The organism is Rhizobium redzepovicii, assembly GCF_019793435.1.
GTDB classification, from domain to species: domain Bacteria; phylum Pseudomonadota; class Alphaproteobacteria; order Rhizobiales; family Rhizobiaceae; genus Rhizobium; species Rhizobium redzepovicii.
The window spans coordinates 49,893-64,489 of sequence record NZ_JAILYH010000026.1 but is presented as its reverse complement, the minus strand read 5'-3'; the positions used below and the strand labels follow the sequence as shown (position 1 = coordinate 64,489).

The window sequence follows — 14,597 nt, the reverse complement described above, 5'->3', positions numbered from 1 at the left end:
CGAAGGCCGGGTCGCTCGAGATGGGGCGGCTGCGAATGCGCCTCCATCGGGTTGTGATTGTTTTCGCAAGGTGAATATGGCGAAAACTCCATTCCTCGATTAGATGGAAATATCTGGATTCTCTTTTGCATCTATGCAAAAATCGCGGCATGGCGGACCTGAACGACATCGCGGTTTTCGTGACGGTGGCGCGCTACGGCAGCTTCAGCCGTGCCGCCCATTCTCTCGGCATGCCGGTCTCGACCGTCAGCCGCAAGGTGACGTCGCTGGAGGAGCAACTCGGCGTGACGCTGCTGCAGCGCACGACCCGCAAGCTCAGCCTGACCGCGCAGGGCAGCGCCTATTTCGATCAGTGCAGCGAGCCGCTTTCCCATCTTATCGACGCCGAGCAGGCCTTGACGGAAACCCAGAGAAAGCCGGAAGGCTTGCTGAAGATCTCCGTGCCCGTCATCTTCGGGCAGGAGGTTTTCTACGAATTCGTTTCGACCTTCCTGAAGACCTATCCCGAAATCCGGATCGATCTCTTCGTCACCAACCTGTTCCTCGATCTGATCGCCGAGAATATCGATCTCGGCATCCGCTTCGGCGAACTCAAGGATTCGTCGATCGTCGCGCAGCGGCTCGGAAAGAGCGTGCGCTATCTGGTCGCGGCGCCGGACTATATGAAGGGCAGGGCGCCTCCCTCGAAGCCCGAAGACCTGAAGGATCATCAGTGCGTGCTGCTGAACGGCCGTAACGGCGAAGCGGAATGGCATCTCGTCAGCGGCCGCAAATCGGTCCGCCAGCAGGTGTCGGGGCCGGTATCGAGCCGGGATTTCGAAGCGGTGAGCGCCTTCACCTATCGCGGACACGGCATCGGCCTGCTGCCTTCTACCTATTGCGACGATCAGATCAGAAGAGGCGAGCTCATCCGCCTCTTGCCGGACTGGTCGTCCGAGGAGATATTCGTGCATGCGGTCTATCCGACACGCCGCTTCCTGCCCTTGCGCCTGCAGGTCTTTCTCGAGGCGCTGAAGGCGTGGAAGACCCCCTTGTGGCTTCCCCTGCATTGAGGCGCCCGATGCCATCACCGAAAATTGAAGCCGTGCACGCGGCTGCGCGTCCTTCCTCGATCAAGCTGTGTTAGAGTTCGCTGGCTTGGATGGCGCGGGGATTTACCGATGCTGACGACAGTTGCGGTGCTCATGGGGCTTTCCGGCCTCGTCCCGGCAGCACAGGCGGGGACGAACGAGGTTGACGTCAGCCTCGTGCTCGCCGTCGACACCTCGCGGTCGATGGATTTCGAAGAGATCGGCATTCAGCGCGAGGGGTATGTCGAGGCGCTCAAGCACCAGGAATTCCTTAATGCGGTGAGGGGCGGTCTGACCGGGCGCATTGCCATCAGCTATTTCGAATGGGCAGGCTACGTCGTCCAGGATTCGGTGATCGACTGGCAGGTGATCGAGACGGAAGAGGACGCGATCGCCTTTGCCGGCAAGATCGAAGCCCGGCCGATCGCCACGCAACGGCGCACTTCGATATCCACAGCGATCGGCCAGGGCGCCAGCATGATCATGACCAGCCCGTTTCAGGGTCGGCGGGAGGTGATCGACGTCTCCGGCGACGGCCCGAACAATTCCGGCAATCCGGTTACACCGGCGCGCGACAAGGCGGTTGAAGCCGGCATGATCATCAACGGCCTTGCCATCATGCTGAGGCCCTCCGATGCCCCCAACGGGCTCGACACATATTACGCCGACTGCGTGATCGGCGGCCCTGGCGCCTTCGTGCTGCCGGTGCGCAAGATCGAGGATTTCGCCGTTGCCGTGCGCCGCAAGCTGGTGCTGGAGATCAGCGGCCTTTCCCCGCCGGCAACGGTGCAGAGAATTGCCGGGGCTGTGCCGGCGACAGACTGCATGATTGGAGAAAAGCAGTGGCGGGATATGTTTGACCGATAATGGGGTGGCTTGCCGGCGCTTTCGCTCGGGGTGAAGCGAGAGACAATGAAAGACGTGCCGTGTGGCCTCCTATTGTCCTTCGCCTGGCCTTGAGCGGCAAGCGAAAGGCAAGCGGACTGCAGCATTATTAAGAGGGAACACAGACGCGACCAGCGTCTGCGTCCTTTACCGCCATCTATAACGGCAGCTCCCGGCCGGCCCGTTCGCTGACCATGTATTCGGCGTACCAATCCGGCCAGTTCTCGTCGTGTTTGCCGCCGTTGCGTTTCTCGTGTTCGCCGTGGGCGATGGCCGCGCGGCGCAGCGCTGACGCAAGGTCGCTCGAGGTCGCAAAGGCCGTCTCGTCGGCGTCGATGCGTCCGGGCAGGCGCTGGGTGACTTCCTGGAAAAGCCAGCCGTTGCCGTCGGGATCCTTGAACGAGGCGAAGGAGCGATAGCTGCGGTGATCGGGATCGCGGCCGGCGAGCCTCAGCCGTCCGAAGAGATAGGGTTCGTCCTTGCCGGCATAGACGCCGGCAGCGTCATGGAACACGTCGCTGACCTCGACGCCACGGGCGATGAGATCGCGACGGGCGGCCTCGATGTCGGAGACGATGAGGTAGAGCCCCTGGGCGGAGCCGGGTGCGGCTGCGGTTATGTTCTTGCCGAAAATGATCGCGCAGCCGGAGCCGGGCGGGGTGAACTGGATCACCCGGAAATCGGCATCACTGGCGAAGTCGGCGTCGAGCCGCCAGCCGAGGCCGTCGTAAAAACGTTTGGCGCGGTCGACGTCGGAAACGGGGATGACGACCACTTCGAGCTTGGTGTCGACGGGCCGTGTTTTCGGATTTTCGATAGGGGGTTCACTGCGCATTGCATTGCTCATCTTCAGCTCCTTGAGGTTGTGGATGCGTTAAGAATGGCGATACATGTCGGGGTCGAGTGGACCACAGCGCGGCGAGGGCGTCGAATCAATTATTCTGTCGGAATTGGCCTGATGAAGACGGCGGGATCGGTTCCGCCGCCTCGGTTTCAGCGGATCAGCCTTGCTACGCGGCAAGAGCGGCGCGTGTCTTCCCGATCGTCAGCGCGGCCTTTGCGGCCTCCCGCCCTTTCTCGACGAAGTGTGCCCGGTAGATCTGCTTGTGGTGGTCGGTTTCCTGATATTGGTGCGGCGTCAGCGAAACCGACAGCACCGGCACGCCGGTATCCATGCCGGCGCGCATCAGCCCGTCGACCACGGCCTGGGCGACGAATTCATGGCGGTAAATTCCGCCGTCGACGACGAAAGCGGCGGCAACGACGGCGGCATAGCGCCCGGTTGCGGCAAGATCGCGGGAAAGCAGCGGCATTTCGAAGGCGCCGGGAACATCGAACACATCGACCTGCTCGGGCGGCACGAGTTGGTAGAAGCCGTCAAGGGCGCGGTCGACGATGTCGGCGTGCCAGCTGGCTTTGATAAAGGCGTAGCGGGTGGGTGTCATGGTAATCTCCTTTGGCGAACAGACACATCACCCAAGGCGATCACGAACGTCCCCGACAGCCGCAAGGGCGGCAGGAACGCACGTTCTCTTTCATCCGGACTATGACCGTCGGCTCAGGCATCTCACCTGATCTGCTGACCCTTCCTTAAGAAGGCGCTCGCGGGCTCGCAATCGAAACTGCATACCGCCGGTAGGGACTTTCACCCCGCCCTGAGAACGGCGGGGACAATAGGGGCAAGGCGGCGGGCTGGCAATAGGGCGAAATGCTTTCTGCAATGTGCAAGGAGCAGCGGCTACCTGTGTCCGCAATATGAGGATGACGCCCCGAGCGCCCTTGCTGAACGTACACGTTTGCCTACATGATTCCGATGAGGACACCCAATCTACACAGCATGACCCGCTGATCCCGCCGGAGGCGAGGGCAGGCCATGACAACCATGGGAGAGAGACATGCAAGATCCCCTCGTCGTTCACCGCGAGGCGCATATCGCGGCGCCGCCGGCCGCGGTGTTTGCGCTGATGACCGACCCGGAAAAGATTCTGCGCTGGATGGGAACCGAGGCTCAGGTCGAGCCGCAGCCGGGCGGGCTCTACCTCGTCAACGTCACCGGCGCTCGTTTTGCGCGCGGCTCGTTTCGCGAGGTGGTGCCGGTTCATCGCCTTGCCTATAGCTTCGGCTGGGACGGCAGCGAGGTGGTTCCGCCGGGGTCGAGCCTGGTCGAGATCGACCTGATCGAGCAAGGAGACGGAACGCTGCTGCGACTCACCCATAGCGGCCTGCCGAGCGCCGATCAATGCGCCGGCCATGCAGAAGGCTGGGCGCACTACCTTGGACGGCTGACCGAGGTCGCCGCCGGGCGCGATCCCGGTCCTGACAGTTTTCACGGCAGAACATGAACGATTTTTTACGGGCAGCGGGCGCCCGCAAGCGCTTGACGCCGCGGGAAAAGCGGTGCGGCGATACCCTGATCGGGCGTCCGAAAACGCTGGTTTTTCTCGTCTAAACATGAACGTGCAGTTCATCTCCAGTTCAATTTGGCGGCCATAAGATCAGGGCGGCTGGATGAAATGGAGTTTTCGATGAAGGCACTTTCTATCGCGGCTGCCTTGCTCGCTGGCAGCCTCTCGATCGGCACGGCTGAGGCAATGCCGATGGGGACAATCAATGTCCAGAGCAAAGCCACAAGCGATGTCACGAAGGTCGACTATGCGTGCGGCCGCGGCTGGCATCTGACCCGCTGGGGTGAATGCCGGCCGAATTGGCGACGCCCGCCGCCGGTGGCATTTTACGGTGGCCCGCCGCGTTGGGGCTGGGAGCGACGTCACCGCGATTGGGACGGCCCGCGCTGGAGCCATGAGCGGCGCTGGGATCGCGACCGTCGCTGGCGGGATGATGACTAAAAGCCTTGGTTAGAGCCAAGTTGACGAGGGCCGGTGCGATGTTTCGCCCGGCCTTTTCCTATGAAATTTCCGCAGCCCGTGTGTCAGATCCTGCTGACGAGCCAGTGCTTGTCGTCGATCAGTTCGGCGAGCTCGATCGGATCCTTGACGCCGAATTCGAACCATTCGACGAGTTCCTTTGCCTTGCGGCTGCTTTCCTCCGCCGTCAGCTCGACCTGATACCTTTCGCACCACCGCCGAAGGATCGACGTCAGCAGCGTCATGTCATTCCCATCCAGCGGATCTTTCGGCCAGAATATCGTGCCCATCGTACCCCTCAATCACACGATGACGAACGGCCGCATAATGAAATCAAAACGGCGCAAGTTTAAAGCGTTATTTTTCGCTTTTCCCCGTGATGGAAGGTTCGCGACAGGAATTGTCTGCGCAGGAAGGGCTCAAGGTGTCGATAGGCTCCTGAAGGCATCCTTGCGGACGTCCCGGGGCGGTGTCATGTTGCAGCATGGATCTGCCGTCTCCCCTTGCCTGGCTGGTTGACGAGGCCGGTGCCTCGCCCGGTCCCGAACGGTTTCTGGCCGAGCTCGGGCGCCGGCTTTTGGCTGAGGGCCTGCCGCTTTCGGGCGGCGCGCTGACGCTATCGGTGCCGCATCCGATCATCGCGCGGCGCACCTGGCTGTGGCGGGCCGAGACCGAGGCGGTCATCGAGGCATTGGCCTTTGCCGCCACTCCGCAGAGCGAAGCCGGGCGCGAGTGGCTGGCCGGGCTGGGGCCGGTGTGGGAGACCAGGATCGGGCCAGCACAGGATAATCAGGCATCGGACGGCCCGCTGCTCGGCTGGGCGGGGGTTGCCAGCGGGGCAGGAAACAGCGCATTCGGCCCGGCCGCGATCAGCCTGCTGCGCGAGGTCGCGCGTTTTGCCGCTGCGCCGCTTGCCGCACTTGCTGCGCGGGAGGCGCGGGCCGCGCTCCTCGAAGCCTATCTCGGCCGGCGCAGTGCGGCCCGAGTGCAGGCCGGCGCGCTAGCCCGCGGCACCGGCGAGACCATCCGAGCCGCTCTTCTTTGCGCCGATCTGCGCGATTTCACCGCGCTCTCCGAGGTGACCGATCCTCACCAGATGATCACCGCGCTGGACGCCTATTTCGACCGCGTCGCAGGCGCAGTGCACGCCTTCGGCGGCGAGGTGCTGAAATTCATCGGTGACGGCGTGCTGGCGATCTTTCCGGTGACGGCGGCTTCTGGCGGAGCGATCGAAGGAGACCGGGAGGCCTGCGAGGCCGCATTGCGGGCGGTCGCCGCCAGCCGCGCCGGCATGGTTCATCTCGACCAGGTGCGCCAGGCGCAGGGGCTGGCACCGTTGCCGTTCGGCGCGGCGCTGCATTTCGGCGAGATTCTGTGGGGCAATATCGGCGCGGCCGACCGGCTGGACTTTACCGCCATCGGCCCTGCGGTCAACCTGGTCAGCCGGCTGGAAGGGCTCTGCAAGCCGCTCGGCCGAACTGTGCTGATCTCAGGCGCGGTGGCGGCCAACACGGGGACGCCCTTGATGCCGCTCGGAGAGCATACCCTGCGCGGCATCGCCGATCCTTGCGCGGTCTTCACCCTGCGGGAGGATTGAGCCTGCGGGCAGACGCATCGCTTTTGCAAAGAAATATTTGCAAAGATATGTTTGCAAATATATGCTTGAAGCATGAAACATCCGCACCCGAAACCTGCCGCAGATACCGCCGCCTCCCGCATCGTCAGCCGCGTCGTGCCCGAACCGACCGCGCTGAAGGCGCTGGCTCATCCCGTCCGGCTGCGCATGCTCGGCATGCTGAGGATCGATGGACCTGCCACGGCGACGCAGCTTGCCGCGCGGCTCGGCCTGAACAGCGGCGCGACGAGCTATCATCTGCGCCAGCTTGCCCAATATGGCTTCATCGAGGAAGCGCCGCATGCCTCACGGCGAGACCGTTGGTGGCGCGCCAGCCATGAGCTGACCTCGGTGCCGCCGAGCGAAGCCGAGGGGGAGGCGCTCGATCTCGACCTCGCTTTCAACCAGGCGGCGCTCTCGCTGCAGGTCGGCCAGATGCAGCAGGCGCTCGAGGAATATGCCGAACTGCCGGCCGAATGGCGCAAGGCGACGACTGCCGACGACATCATTATTCCGATGACGGCGCCACAGGCCGAGGCTCTGACGAAACGGCTGACCGACATCATCCTGGAAGCGATGCGGGCGGCTCCGCCGCTGGGCGAGGCGGCGTCCCGGAATTCCGACATGGTTCCTTTCTATGTCATGCTGCACGCCTTCCCCTATCCGGGCCGCCTTCCGCATCGCGAAGGGGAGGACGAGGCGTGAGGAAGGCTGGGCCTTTCCTGGCGCTCGCTGCTGCCGAGACATGTTCGCTTTCCGGCACGCGGCTGTCGACCATCGCCATTCCCTGGCTGGTGTTGAGCACGACGGGCAGCCCTGTCCTGACCGGCGTGACGGCGATGATGGAGATGCTGCCCTATGTCGTCGCCAAGGCGCTCGGCGGGCCGCTGATCGACCGCGTCGGCGCCAAGCGCATCGCCATCGTCTGCGATAGCGTTTCGGTGGCCGTGGTGGCGTTGGTGCCGTTGCTCGATTTTTTCGGCCTGCTCGGCATGCCGGTGCTGCTGCCTGCCGTCTTTGCCATGGGCGTGCTGCGTGGGCCTTCCGACGCCGCCAAGCAGGCGATGGTTCCCGATATCGCCAGGCTCGCGAATGTGTCGCTCGAACGGGTGACTGGCGTCGCCAGCGCCATTGAGCGGCTGGCCTCGACGGCGGGTGCGGCCGGAGCCGGGGCGCTGATTGGCCTGATCGGCCCGGGTCAGGCGCTCCTCGTCAATGCCGCCACCTTCGCCGCGGCCGCGCTGATCGTTGCCGTCGGCATCCCCGATATGCGGCGCACGCCAGAGCTATCCGGCGCCCGACCGGCCGAGAGGCCTTCTTATCTCGACGATCTCCGCGAAGGCTGGCGCTTTCTGCGCGGCGATGCTGTGCTCGTCAGCATCGTCGTTATGGTGGCGATCACCAACCTGCTGGATCAGGCCTATCATGCGGTGCTGCTGCCTGTCTGGACACGTGATTCCGGCCATGGTCCGGAACTGCTGGGAGCGATGTTTGCGGCATTCGCCGGCGCATCGATCGCAGGTGCGGCGATCGCCGCAGCAATCAGCGAACGGATGCCGCGCCTGATCGTCTATACCGTGGCATTCCTGTTGACCGGCTTTCCGCGTTTTCTCGTTACTGCGCTGGATGCGCCGCTCGGTCTTGTCTTTACGACCCTGGCCATCGGGGGATTCGCCTCGGGCTTTCTCAACCCGATCCTGTCGGCGGTGATCTTCGAGCGCATCCCCAAGCCGCTGACCGGCCGCGTCATCGCATTGAATACCGCCCTCTGCTTCGCCCTCATTCCCTTCGGCGGCCTTGTCGGCGGTACGCTGATCAGCACGATCGGTCTTGCCGCGGCGCTGCTGCTCACCGGGTTTGCCTATCTCGTCGCCACTCTCTTTCCCCTTGCCTTGAAAAGTTTCCGCGGTTTCGACAGGGCGGTTGCCGATGTTGGTGCTTCCGTATCAAGGCGATGAGCGCGCGCCCGATCTCTCGTGTCCCAGCGCCTCGACTATCAGATCCACGAAACGGTGGATGCGCGGTTCCAGCAGGCGCTTGTCGGGATAGAGCGTGACGATCTTGGCGTCATCGGCTTCCAGGTCGGGCAGGACCTGCCGAAGACGCCCGGCGGCGAGATCGCCGCCGATGAGAAAATCGGGCAGGAGCGCGATACCCAATCCCGCCAGGGCAGCGTCGCGGATCGCCTCGCCGTTGTCGAGCCTCAGGCGGCTGCGCCCCTGCGCCTTGATCCAGGCACCGCCCTTGCCACGAAAACGCCAGCCTTGCCTTTGATTGCGGTTGGCGAAAATCAGGCAGTCGTGGGCTGCGAGATCGTCGATTTCGCGTGGCTCGCCGTTCGCGGCGAGATAGGAAGGCGAGGCGCAGAGGCGTGTCTTGTAGGTGGCGATCACGCGCGAGACCAGCCGGGTATCCGACGCCGCGGCGCCGATACGGATCGCCAGATCGAAGCCGTCCTCGATGATGTCGGAGAGTTGATCGGTAAAGCTCACCTCGACCTGGATGTCGGGCCAGGCCCGAAGATATTTTTCCAGCAGCGGCATCACGACGAGCCGGCCGAAGGCATCGGGTACAGTCACTCTGAGAAGGCCGCGCGGCATGCCGCTCTGGCCTCCCAGACTCGCTTCCGCCTCATCGACCGCCGCAAGGATCTGCAGGCCGCGCTCGTAAAAGACCCGCCCTTCATCGGTCAGGCTCAGCGTTCTCGTCGTGCGGTTGAGCAGACGTGCGCCGAGCCGGTCTTCGAGGCGGATGACGGCCTTTCCGGCCGCCGAGCGGGACAGGCCCATGGCCTGGCCGCCGGCGATAAAACTTCCGGCATCGACGACGGCCATGAAGATCAGGATATCGTTCAGGTTCGTGCGCGGCATCAGGCAACTCGAGCGGTTCGGTCCCAGCCATAAGTCGGTCAGTCATGCAACCGATTCAAGGCTTGGACCATCAACGCTCACGGCGGCAGTAAGGTCCCGACGCTTCGCTGCCGGGGCGCTGAAGCCGGGCTACAGCATATCGCCGAGGCTCCAATGGTTGTTCCATCGGGCGTCGATCTCGTCGTCGACATTCTGATATCTGATGTCGGTGGAAAGGCGCAGCCGCCGGCTGCTGTTCTGGTTGGTGGTTGAGGCGTGGATCATGTAGGGCGAGTGCAGCACAACGTCGCCGGCCTCATAATCGGCGGCGAGCCAGCGGGTGTCGAAGCGCTTCGCCATATCGGGAAGATCTTTCGAGACCCAGCCGCCTTCCGTCATGTGGCTGTTATAGGCGCTGATCCGCTCTTCCGGAGAAAGATCGCCGCTTGCGGCCTGGAACTTCGCCTCCATCTTGACTCCAAGCGCGTGCGAACCTTCGAGGTAGACGAGGCCGCCCATCTCGGCAGGGATGTCGCCGATCGGGATCCATACCGTCACCAGGCGACTGGTGCCGCCGCGGAGATAAACGAGATCGTAGTGAGCGGGTGTGGCCGTCGGCGTTCCCGGCTGGGTGAAACGCATGATCTTGCGCTTGTGCAGATAGGAGATGCCCTGCAGAAATTCGTCCATGAAGCGGGTAAGCGGCGGCTGCGCGCAAAAACCTTCATAGGCGGCGGAGCGGACAAGCGACATCAGGCGCCGGTCCGCCAGGCTCCAGTCGACGCTGGCGGCCGACGCAATCCCTTGCGAAAAATCGCTGCCGGGCTCGACCAATCCTGTCACCGCGAGGCGCTCGAACGCCCAGCCACGGAAATCGATGACATCGGCCCGCGGCAGGAGGCCCTTCAGCCAAACATAGCCGTCGTTCTGGTAGCGGCGGCGGATGGCGTCGACGCCGATGGCGGGATCGGTCGGCGTGAGCCAGCCGATCCGCTCCGCAGTCAAGGTTTTGCCGTGGGCGGTCAGGGGAAATTCCGGTGTTCGGGCCTGCACGGCTTCGGCGGCAATCGACATTTCAGCCTTCCCCAGCTTGAATTGAGTTGCGCTTAATTATCTGATCTGCAGGAATAACCGACATAGAGGAAACTGGTAGCTGGACTTTTCGCTCATCATGAAACAGGCCGAGGCCATTTACAGAACGCCGCTTGGCGCGGCCGGCGGACTGGCGGTCACCGGAAGCGGCAGGCAGCATGCCCGCCATGCGGTGACCGACCGGAAACTTCCGAGTTTCGCCGTCGTGCTGGTGGAGCGCGGGCAGGGCTGGCTGGAGACCGCCGCCAGCGGCCGCTTCAGCCTGACCGGGCCTGCCCTGTTCTGGCTGTTTCCCAACCGCGCGCATTCCTACGCTCCCGACGAAGGCGGCTGGGACGAGCGCTGGGCGCTTTTCGAAGGATCCTTCACGCGGGACTTCGTCAGGCTGAGGATCATTGGCGAACGGCATCCCGTCGTGACCTTGCATCGCCTCGATGAAGTGGCGCGGCTCTTCGGGATGCTCCATGCCGATCTGCTCGACGATACCCATCTGGGACAGGCGTCGGCGGCACTGATGCTGCATCGCATCGTCATATCAGCCGCCAGACAGGCAATTGGAGCGGCGGATCGGCGCCAGGAGAGGCCCGCCATGGCCGTGATCGTGGAAACGCTACGGCGGCGGGCGATGCAACCGCTCGACCTTGCCGCCTTTGCCGCCGAGCACGGTATGTCTCCGGCAACATTGCGCCGGCGGTTCACGCTGGAAACAGGACTGCCGCCCAAGGCATTTCAGCTTCGGGCGCGCATGGACCATGCCAAACAGCTGTTGGCCACCACCGACGAAAAAATCGAAGCGGTTGCCGCCATGATCGGTCTGGATGACCCCTTTTATTTTTCACGGGTCTTCCACGAGCGCGAGGGCTGCAGTCCCCGCGAATTCCGCGCCAGATACAGGCGAATGTGAGCGCCCGGTGCTTTGGCGAGCGTCAGCGCCAGCCAAGCGCCGGAGCGACGTGGGTCAGAATTGCCTCGATGACATGGGCGTTGTAAGCGACGCCGAGCTGGTTGGGGACGGTGAGCAGCAGCGTGTCGGCCTCAGCGATCGCCTGGTCTTCGGCAAGCTGTTTGATCAGAATGTCGGGCTCGGCGGCATAGCTGCGGCCGAAGATCGCCCGGGTCTTCTCGTCAATGAAACCGATCTTGTCGTCCTCGTCGCTGCCATAGCCGAAATAGGCGCGGTCGCGGTCGTCGACGAGCGCGAAGATGCTGCGGCTGACCGAGACGCGCGGCTGGCGGGTGTGGCCGGCGGCCTTCCAGGCCTCACGGTAAGCACGAATCTGGTCGGCCTGCTGGACATGGAACGGCTCTCCCGTCTCGTCGTCCTTCAGCGTCGAGCTCTGCAGGTTCATGCCGAGCTTGGCCGCCCAGACGGCGGTGGCATTGGAGCTTGCGCCCCACCAAATCCGCTCGCGCAGGCCCTCGGAATGCGGCTCGAGACGCAGAAGGCCGGGCGGGTTCGGAAACATCGGCCGCGGGTTGGGTTTGGCAAAGCCTTCGCCGCGCAGCACCTCAAGAAACACTTCGGCGTGGCGGCGGGCCATCTCGGCCTCGTCCTGACCTTCCGATGGGGCATAGCCGAAATGGCGCCAGCCATCGATCACCTGCTCGGGCGAACCGCGGCTGATGCCGAGCTGCAGCCGGCCGCCGGCGATGAGGTCGGCGGCACCCGCATCCTCGGCCATGTAGAGCGGGTTCTCGTAACGCATGTCGATGACGGCGGTGCCGATCTCGATCCGGCTGGTTCTCGCGCCGACGGCCGATAGTAGCGGGAAGGGCGCGGCGAGCTGGCGGGCGAAATGATGCACGCGAAAATACGCCCCGTCAGCACCGAGTTCTTCGGCCGCGACGGCAAGGTCGATCGACTGCAGAAGGGCATCGCCCGCCGAGCGCGTCTGCGATTGCGGCGAGGGCGTCCAGTGCCCGAACGAAAGGAACCCGATCTTCTTCATGTTAATGCCGCACCTTGCGCTGTTGCGTTGTCAGGTCATGACACAATTCCGGCCTGGAAGACAATCGGAGATGGCGCCGGGGTTTGCGTTTGTTATGATGCGACGGACGGCGGAGGGGGCGTGAGCCTCCGCGCCATGCCCTCGCGCGCCTTTTCGTCCTTGATCGCCGGCCGTCACATCGCAGCCGAGAGGCTTGGAACATGCGCTACACGTTTGCCATAGGCGATATTCACGGCTGCATCGATCCGCTCGACAGCATGATCGATCGCATCGAGACATACGCGTCCAAGGGCACAGTCGTTTTCCTTGGCGACTATATCGATCGCGGGCCAGACAGCAAAAGCGTCCTCGACTGGCTCATTGCCGGTCCGGCCGGCCCGTGGCGCTGGATCTGCCTGAAAGGTAATCATGAAGACATGATGGTCGCTGCATATGCCGATAGCGACGACAGACCCGTATGGATCAGCAATGGCGGACTTGAAACCGAAATGTCCTATGATGGCAGGGTTCCGCCTCAGCATTTGCAATGGGCTGGTGATCGTCCGCTTATGCATGTTGATCGATATCGCATCTTTGTCCATGCCGGCGTTGTTCCGGAATTTCCGCTGGAACGGCAGACCAAGCTCGATCTTCTCTGGCTACGGTTCCCGCCCGGTGAGTCCAGCGACTATTGGGGCAAACATCTGGTCCACGGCCATACTCCCTCACTGTCTAACCCGGTGACGACAGGAAACCGCACCAATATCGATAGCGGCTGCGTCTTCGGCGGCAAGCTTTCCTGTGCTGTGTTCGACGACGAGGTTGCCGGCGGGCCGATCGACTTTATCGAGGTGAGGGCATGAAGCTGGTCGCGTCGGTTAGGGTGTAAAGTCAGAGACGGCGGAGTGGAGCAGCGGGAACGCACCCCCATCTCCGTCATTCCTGTGACATCCCTCGGTTAAAGCCCGAGGGCAGGATGACGGAAGAGAGGTGTCGCGACGTTGGCACCATCACCTTCGGCCCATGCCTCGCCAGCCGGCGGCCAGGCGTAGCCAGGGCGCCACGTGGAAGCCGCTCATCAGCAGGTACATCGGGACCATTCCGCCGATCGGGAAAGCATTCGGCGTCGCGGTGCAGATCGTGTCGGCGCTGCCGGTGGTGGCCGTCAGCAGCGCCATGAGCGCGAATGTCGGGGCGGCGGCGAGGGATAGCCGGTCGGCGGCATGGGCGGCGATGCTGCCGGCCGGGTTGGTCATCCTCCCGCTCGGCTTACCGGTTGATACTTCGTCGGCGGCTGCCAGCGACAGCCATTCGGCGTCGTTGAGAGGCGCGTTGCCATCGCCTCTCTTTGCGGTGTGGGCGGAACGCAGCATCGCCGTTACTCCTTGCTGTAGCGGTCGTGATGGCGCCACCAGATGCCGGTTTCGTTACGGCCCTTGGGCGCGCGGTCGAGCCATTGATACATGCCCCACAGTCCGTCCAACCCGCGGGCATAGCTGGAATAGCTATGATAGACCCTACCGTCGACGAGTTCGAAGGCGCTGACTCCAGGCCGGTCGCGGGTGTAGGTCATGACATCGGTGCCGGTCATGGCGGCGATTTGGGCGACCGGGCCTTCTCCCTCCGGCTGCTGCCATTGCTGCACGGTTTGGCCGGCGAGCGGTTCGGGGGCGGGCGGCTCGAGCCGGTAATTGTATTCTATATCGCCCCGGCGCTGATCTTCGGCACTGAACCAGACGCTAAAATCGCCGTTGAAATCGCTGCCGAAGGACGAGGCCCAGGGGAAGCTCCAACCCATGCGCTGCTTGAATGCCTGAAGCTTTGTGAGCGGCGCGCGCGACACCGCCCAGAAGGCGACATCGTGGTTCTCGAGATGGACGAAGACGCCGTTGAAACCGTCAGCGATCGAGGAGCAGGACGGGCATCCGGCGGTATAATCGGGGCCGAACATGAAGTGATAGACGAGAAGCTGTGAACGGCCGCCGAAGAGCTCTTTCAGCGAGATGTTGCCGCTTTCGGTGTCGAAGCGGTATTCCTTATCGATCCCAACACGCGGCAATTGCTGGCGCTTGACCGCCAGCGCGTCGCTCCGCCGGGTCAATTCCTTCTCCTCCTCGAGTAGATCGAGCCTTGCTGCCAGCCATTGCTGGCGCGTTGCGTTGAGTTGTGCCGTCATGGGGTCTTCTCCTTTGCCTGTCTATCGTCGTAGCATCCGGCGCGGGTTGCCTGCCGGTCCCAAGCAGATTACGGCCGGGCAGCGAAATGGCGGGAGTGACAAGTGTGACGGGATTTGA

General features: G+C 63.4%; 17 protein-coding genes and 1 riboswitch. Of the genes, 9 read left to right on the top strand and 8 right to left on the bottom strand.

The genetic code is table 11. The features are described 5' to 3' along the window. The first annotated feature begins 149 nt into the window (after window positions 1-149). Both K6N12_RS30610 and K6N12_RS30605 read left to right on the top strand, forming a co-directional pair. Window positions 150-1,052, top strand: coding sequence for a LysR family transcriptional regulator (locus K6N12_RS30610; RefSeq protein WP_097626038.1), 903 nt, complete (start codon window positions 150-152; stop codon window positions 1,050-1,052). Between the two features lie 108 nt (window positions 1,053-1,160). Then, a complete protein-coding gene (locus K6N12_RS30605; RefSeq protein WP_097626037.1) occupies window positions 1,161-1,937 on the top strand; it encodes a DUF1194 domain-containing protein in 777 nt (258 codons plus the stop codon). Window positions 1,938-2,112: 175 nt separating this feature from the next. Here K6N12_RS30605 and K6N12_RS30600 read toward each other — a convergent pair whose 3' ends face one another. Both K6N12_RS30600 and K6N12_RS30595 read right to left on the bottom strand, forming a co-directional pair. Beyond that, window positions 2,113-2,802 (bottom strand): VOC family protein, encoded by a 690-nt coding sequence (locus tag K6N12_RS30600; RefSeq protein ID WP_097626036.1) that lies wholly within the window; start codon window positions 2,800-2,802, stop codon window positions 2,113-2,115. A gap of 163 nt (window positions 2,803-2,965) precedes the next feature. Beyond that, the gene (locus K6N12_RS30595) at window positions 2,966-3,400 is read right to left on the bottom strand and encodes a 6,7-dimethyl-8-ribityllumazine synthase (RefSeq protein WP_012558171.1); all 435 of its coding nucleotides are present in this window, start codon (window positions 3,398-3,400) and stop codon (window positions 2,966-2,968) included. Between the two features lie 78 nt (window positions 3,401-3,478). Further along, window positions 3,479-3,622: riboswitch (FMN riboswitch) on the bottom strand. Between the two features lie 228 nt (window positions 3,623-3,850). On the opposite strand from K6N12_RS30595, the gene K6N12_RS30590 reads away from it, so the two are divergent. Then, window positions 3,851-4,297 carry an SRPBCC family protein gene (locus K6N12_RS30590; RefSeq protein WP_097626035.1) on the top strand — a complete coding sequence of 149 codons (447 nt, stop codon included), beginning with the start codon at window positions 3,851-3,853 and terminating at the stop codon, window positions 4,295-4,297. A 183-nt stretch (window positions 4,298-4,480) separates the two neighbouring features. Continuing rightward, window positions 4,481-4,801, top strand: coding sequence for a GCG_CRPN prefix-to-repeats domain-containing protein (locus K6N12_RS30585; RefSeq protein ID WP_097626075.1), 321 nt, complete (start codon window positions 4,481-4,483; stop codon window positions 4,799-4,801). 83 nt (window positions 4,802-4,884) lie between these two features. Here K6N12_RS30585 and K6N12_RS30580 read toward each other — a convergent pair whose 3' ends face one another. Then, window positions 4,885-5,109: a hypothetical protein gene (locus tag K6N12_RS30580; protein ID WP_003593606.1), complete on the bottom strand. Its 225-nt coding sequence runs from the start codon at window positions 5,107-5,109 to the stop codon at window positions 4,885-4,887. A 194-nt stretch (window positions 5,110-5,303) separates the two neighbouring features. On the opposite strand from K6N12_RS30580, the gene K6N12_RS30575 reads away from it, so the two are divergent. From K6N12_RS30575 to K6N12_RS30565, 3 genes are all read left to right on the top strand, one after another. Next, a complete protein-coding gene (locus tag K6N12_RS30575) occupies window positions 5,304-6,416 on the top strand; it encodes an adenylate/guanylate cyclase domain-containing protein (RefSeq protein WP_097626034.1) in 1,113 nt (370 codons plus the stop codon). Between the two features lie 72 nt (window positions 6,417-6,488). Continuing rightward, a complete protein-coding gene (locus K6N12_RS30570; RefSeq protein ID WP_097626033.1) occupies window positions 6,489-7,139 on the top strand; it encodes an ArsR/SmtB family transcription factor in 651 nt (216 codons plus the stop codon). Then, on the top strand, window positions 7,136-8,392 hold the full coding sequence (locus K6N12_RS30565) for an MFS transporter (RefSeq protein WP_097626032.1): 1,257 nt from the start codon (window positions 7,136-7,138) through the stop codon (window positions 8,390-8,392). Before K6N12_RS30570 ends, K6N12_RS30565 begins: the two co-directional genes overlap by 4 nt. Here the strand turns inward: K6N12_RS30565 and K6N12_RS30560 are convergent. Further along, window positions 8,381-9,304 (bottom strand): LysR family transcriptional regulator, encoded by a 924-nt coding sequence (locus K6N12_RS30560; protein ID WP_097626031.1) that lies wholly within the window; start codon window positions 9,302-9,304, stop codon window positions 8,381-8,383. The genes K6N12_RS30565 and K6N12_RS30560 overlap by 12 nt on opposite strands. A 129-nt stretch (window positions 9,305-9,433) precedes the next feature. Next, window positions 9,434-10,357 (bottom strand): phytanoyl-CoA dioxygenase family protein, encoded by a 924-nt coding sequence (locus tag K6N12_RS30555; protein ID WP_097626030.1) that lies wholly within the window; start codon window positions 10,355-10,357, stop codon window positions 9,434-9,436. Window positions 10,358-10,454: 97 nt separating this feature from the next. Here K6N12_RS30555 and K6N12_RS30550 point away from each other — a divergent pair, with 97 nt between their 5' ends. Next, a complete protein-coding gene (locus K6N12_RS30550) occupies window positions 10,455-11,279 on the top strand; it encodes a helix-turn-helix transcriptional regulator (RefSeq protein ID WP_097626029.1) in 825 nt (274 codons plus the stop codon). Between the two features lie 22 nt (window positions 11,280-11,301). Here K6N12_RS30550 and K6N12_RS30545 read toward each other — a convergent pair whose 3' ends face one another. Continuing rightward, the gene (locus K6N12_RS30545) at window positions 11,302-12,324 is read right to left on the bottom strand and encodes an LLM class flavin-dependent oxidoreductase (RefSeq protein ID WP_097626028.1); all 1,023 of its coding nucleotides are present in this window, start codon (window positions 12,322-12,324) and stop codon (window positions 11,302-11,304) included. 200 nt (window positions 12,325-12,524) lie between these two features. Here K6N12_RS30545 and K6N12_RS30540 point away from each other — a divergent pair, with 200 nt between their 5' ends. Next, entirely contained in the window at window positions 12,525-13,166 is a 642-nt protein-coding gene (locus K6N12_RS30540) for a metallophosphoesterase family protein (protein ID WP_222149081.1), read from the top strand. A gap of 147 nt (window positions 13,167-13,313) precedes the next feature. Here K6N12_RS30540 and K6N12_RS30535 read toward each other — a convergent pair whose 3' ends face one another. Both K6N12_RS30535 and K6N12_RS30530 read right to left on the bottom strand, forming a co-directional pair. Further along, a complete protein-coding gene (locus K6N12_RS30535) occupies window positions 13,314-13,676 on the bottom strand; it encodes a hypothetical protein (RefSeq protein ID WP_097626026.1) in 363 nt (120 codons plus the stop codon). Between the two features lie 5 nt (window positions 13,677-13,681). Further along, entirely contained in the window at window positions 13,682-14,479 is a 798-nt protein-coding gene (locus K6N12_RS30530) for a DUF899 domain-containing protein (protein ID WP_097626025.1), read from the bottom strand. Between the last annotated feature and the right edge of the window lie 118 nt (window positions 14,480-14,597).

Excerpts from the sequence above, each read along its gene's own strand:
- K6N12_RS30530 (WP_097626025.1), bottom strand. The coding sequence starts at position 14,479 with ATGACGGCACAACTCAACGCAACGCGCCAGCAATGGCTGGCAGCAAGG.
- K6N12_RS30535 (WP_097626026.1), bottom strand. The coding sequence starts at position 13,676 with ATGCTGCGTTCCGCCCACACCGCAAAGAGAGGCGATGGCAACGCGCCT.
- K6N12_RS30550 (WP_097626029.1), top strand. The coding sequence starts at position 10,455 with ATGAAACAGGCCGAGGCCATTTACAGAACGCCGCTTGGCGCGGCCGGC.
- K6N12_RS30605 (WP_097626037.1), top strand. The coding sequence starts at position 1,161 with ATGCTGACGACAGTTGCGGTGCTCATGGGGCTTTCCGGCCTCGTCCCG.
- K6N12_RS30540 (WP_222149081.1), top strand. The coding sequence starts at position 12,525 with ATGCGCTACACGTTTGCCATAGGCGATATTCACGGCTGCATCGATCCG.
- K6N12_RS30590 (WP_097626035.1), top strand. The coding sequence starts at position 3,851 with ATGCAAGATCCCCTCGTCGTTCACCGCGAGGCGCATATCGCGGCGCCG.
- K6N12_RS30595 (WP_012558171.1), bottom strand. The coding sequence starts at position 3,400 with ATGACACCCACCCGCTACGCCTTTATCAAAGCCAGCTGGCACGCCGAC.
- K6N12_RS30560 (WP_097626031.1), bottom strand. The coding sequence starts at position 9,304 with ATGCCGCGCACGAACCTGAACGATATCCTGATCTTCATGGCCGTCGTC.
- K6N12_RS30570 (WP_097626033.1), top strand. The coding sequence starts at position 6,489 with ATGAAACATCCGCACCCGAAACCTGCCGCAGATACCGCCGCCTCCCGC.
- K6N12_RS30585 (WP_097626075.1), top strand. The coding sequence starts at position 4,481 with ATGAAGGCACTTTCTATCGCGGCTGCCTTGCTCGCTGGCAGCCTCTCG.
- K6N12_RS30580 (WP_003593606.1), bottom strand. The coding sequence starts at position 5,109 with ATGGGCACGATATTCTGGCCGAAAGATCCGCTGGATGGGAATGACATG.
- K6N12_RS30610 (WP_097626038.1), top strand. The coding sequence starts at position 150 with ATGGCGGACCTGAACGACATCGCGGTTTTCGTGACGGTGGCGCGCTAC.
- K6N12_RS30575 (WP_097626034.1), top strand. The coding sequence starts at position 5,304 with ATGGATCTGCCGTCTCCCCTTGCCTGGCTGGTTGACGAGGCCGGTGCC.
- K6N12_RS30555 (WP_097626030.1), bottom strand. The coding sequence starts at position 10,357 with ATGTCGATTGCCGCCGAAGCCGTGCAGGCCCGAACACCGGAATTTCCC.
- K6N12_RS30600 (WP_097626036.1), bottom strand. The coding sequence starts at position 2,802 with ATGAGCAATGCAATGCGCAGTGAACCCCCTATCGAAAATCCGAAAACA.
- K6N12_RS30545 (WP_097626028.1), bottom strand. The coding sequence starts at position 12,324 with ATGAAGAAGATCGGGTTCCTTTCGTTCGGGCACTGGACGCCCTCGCCG.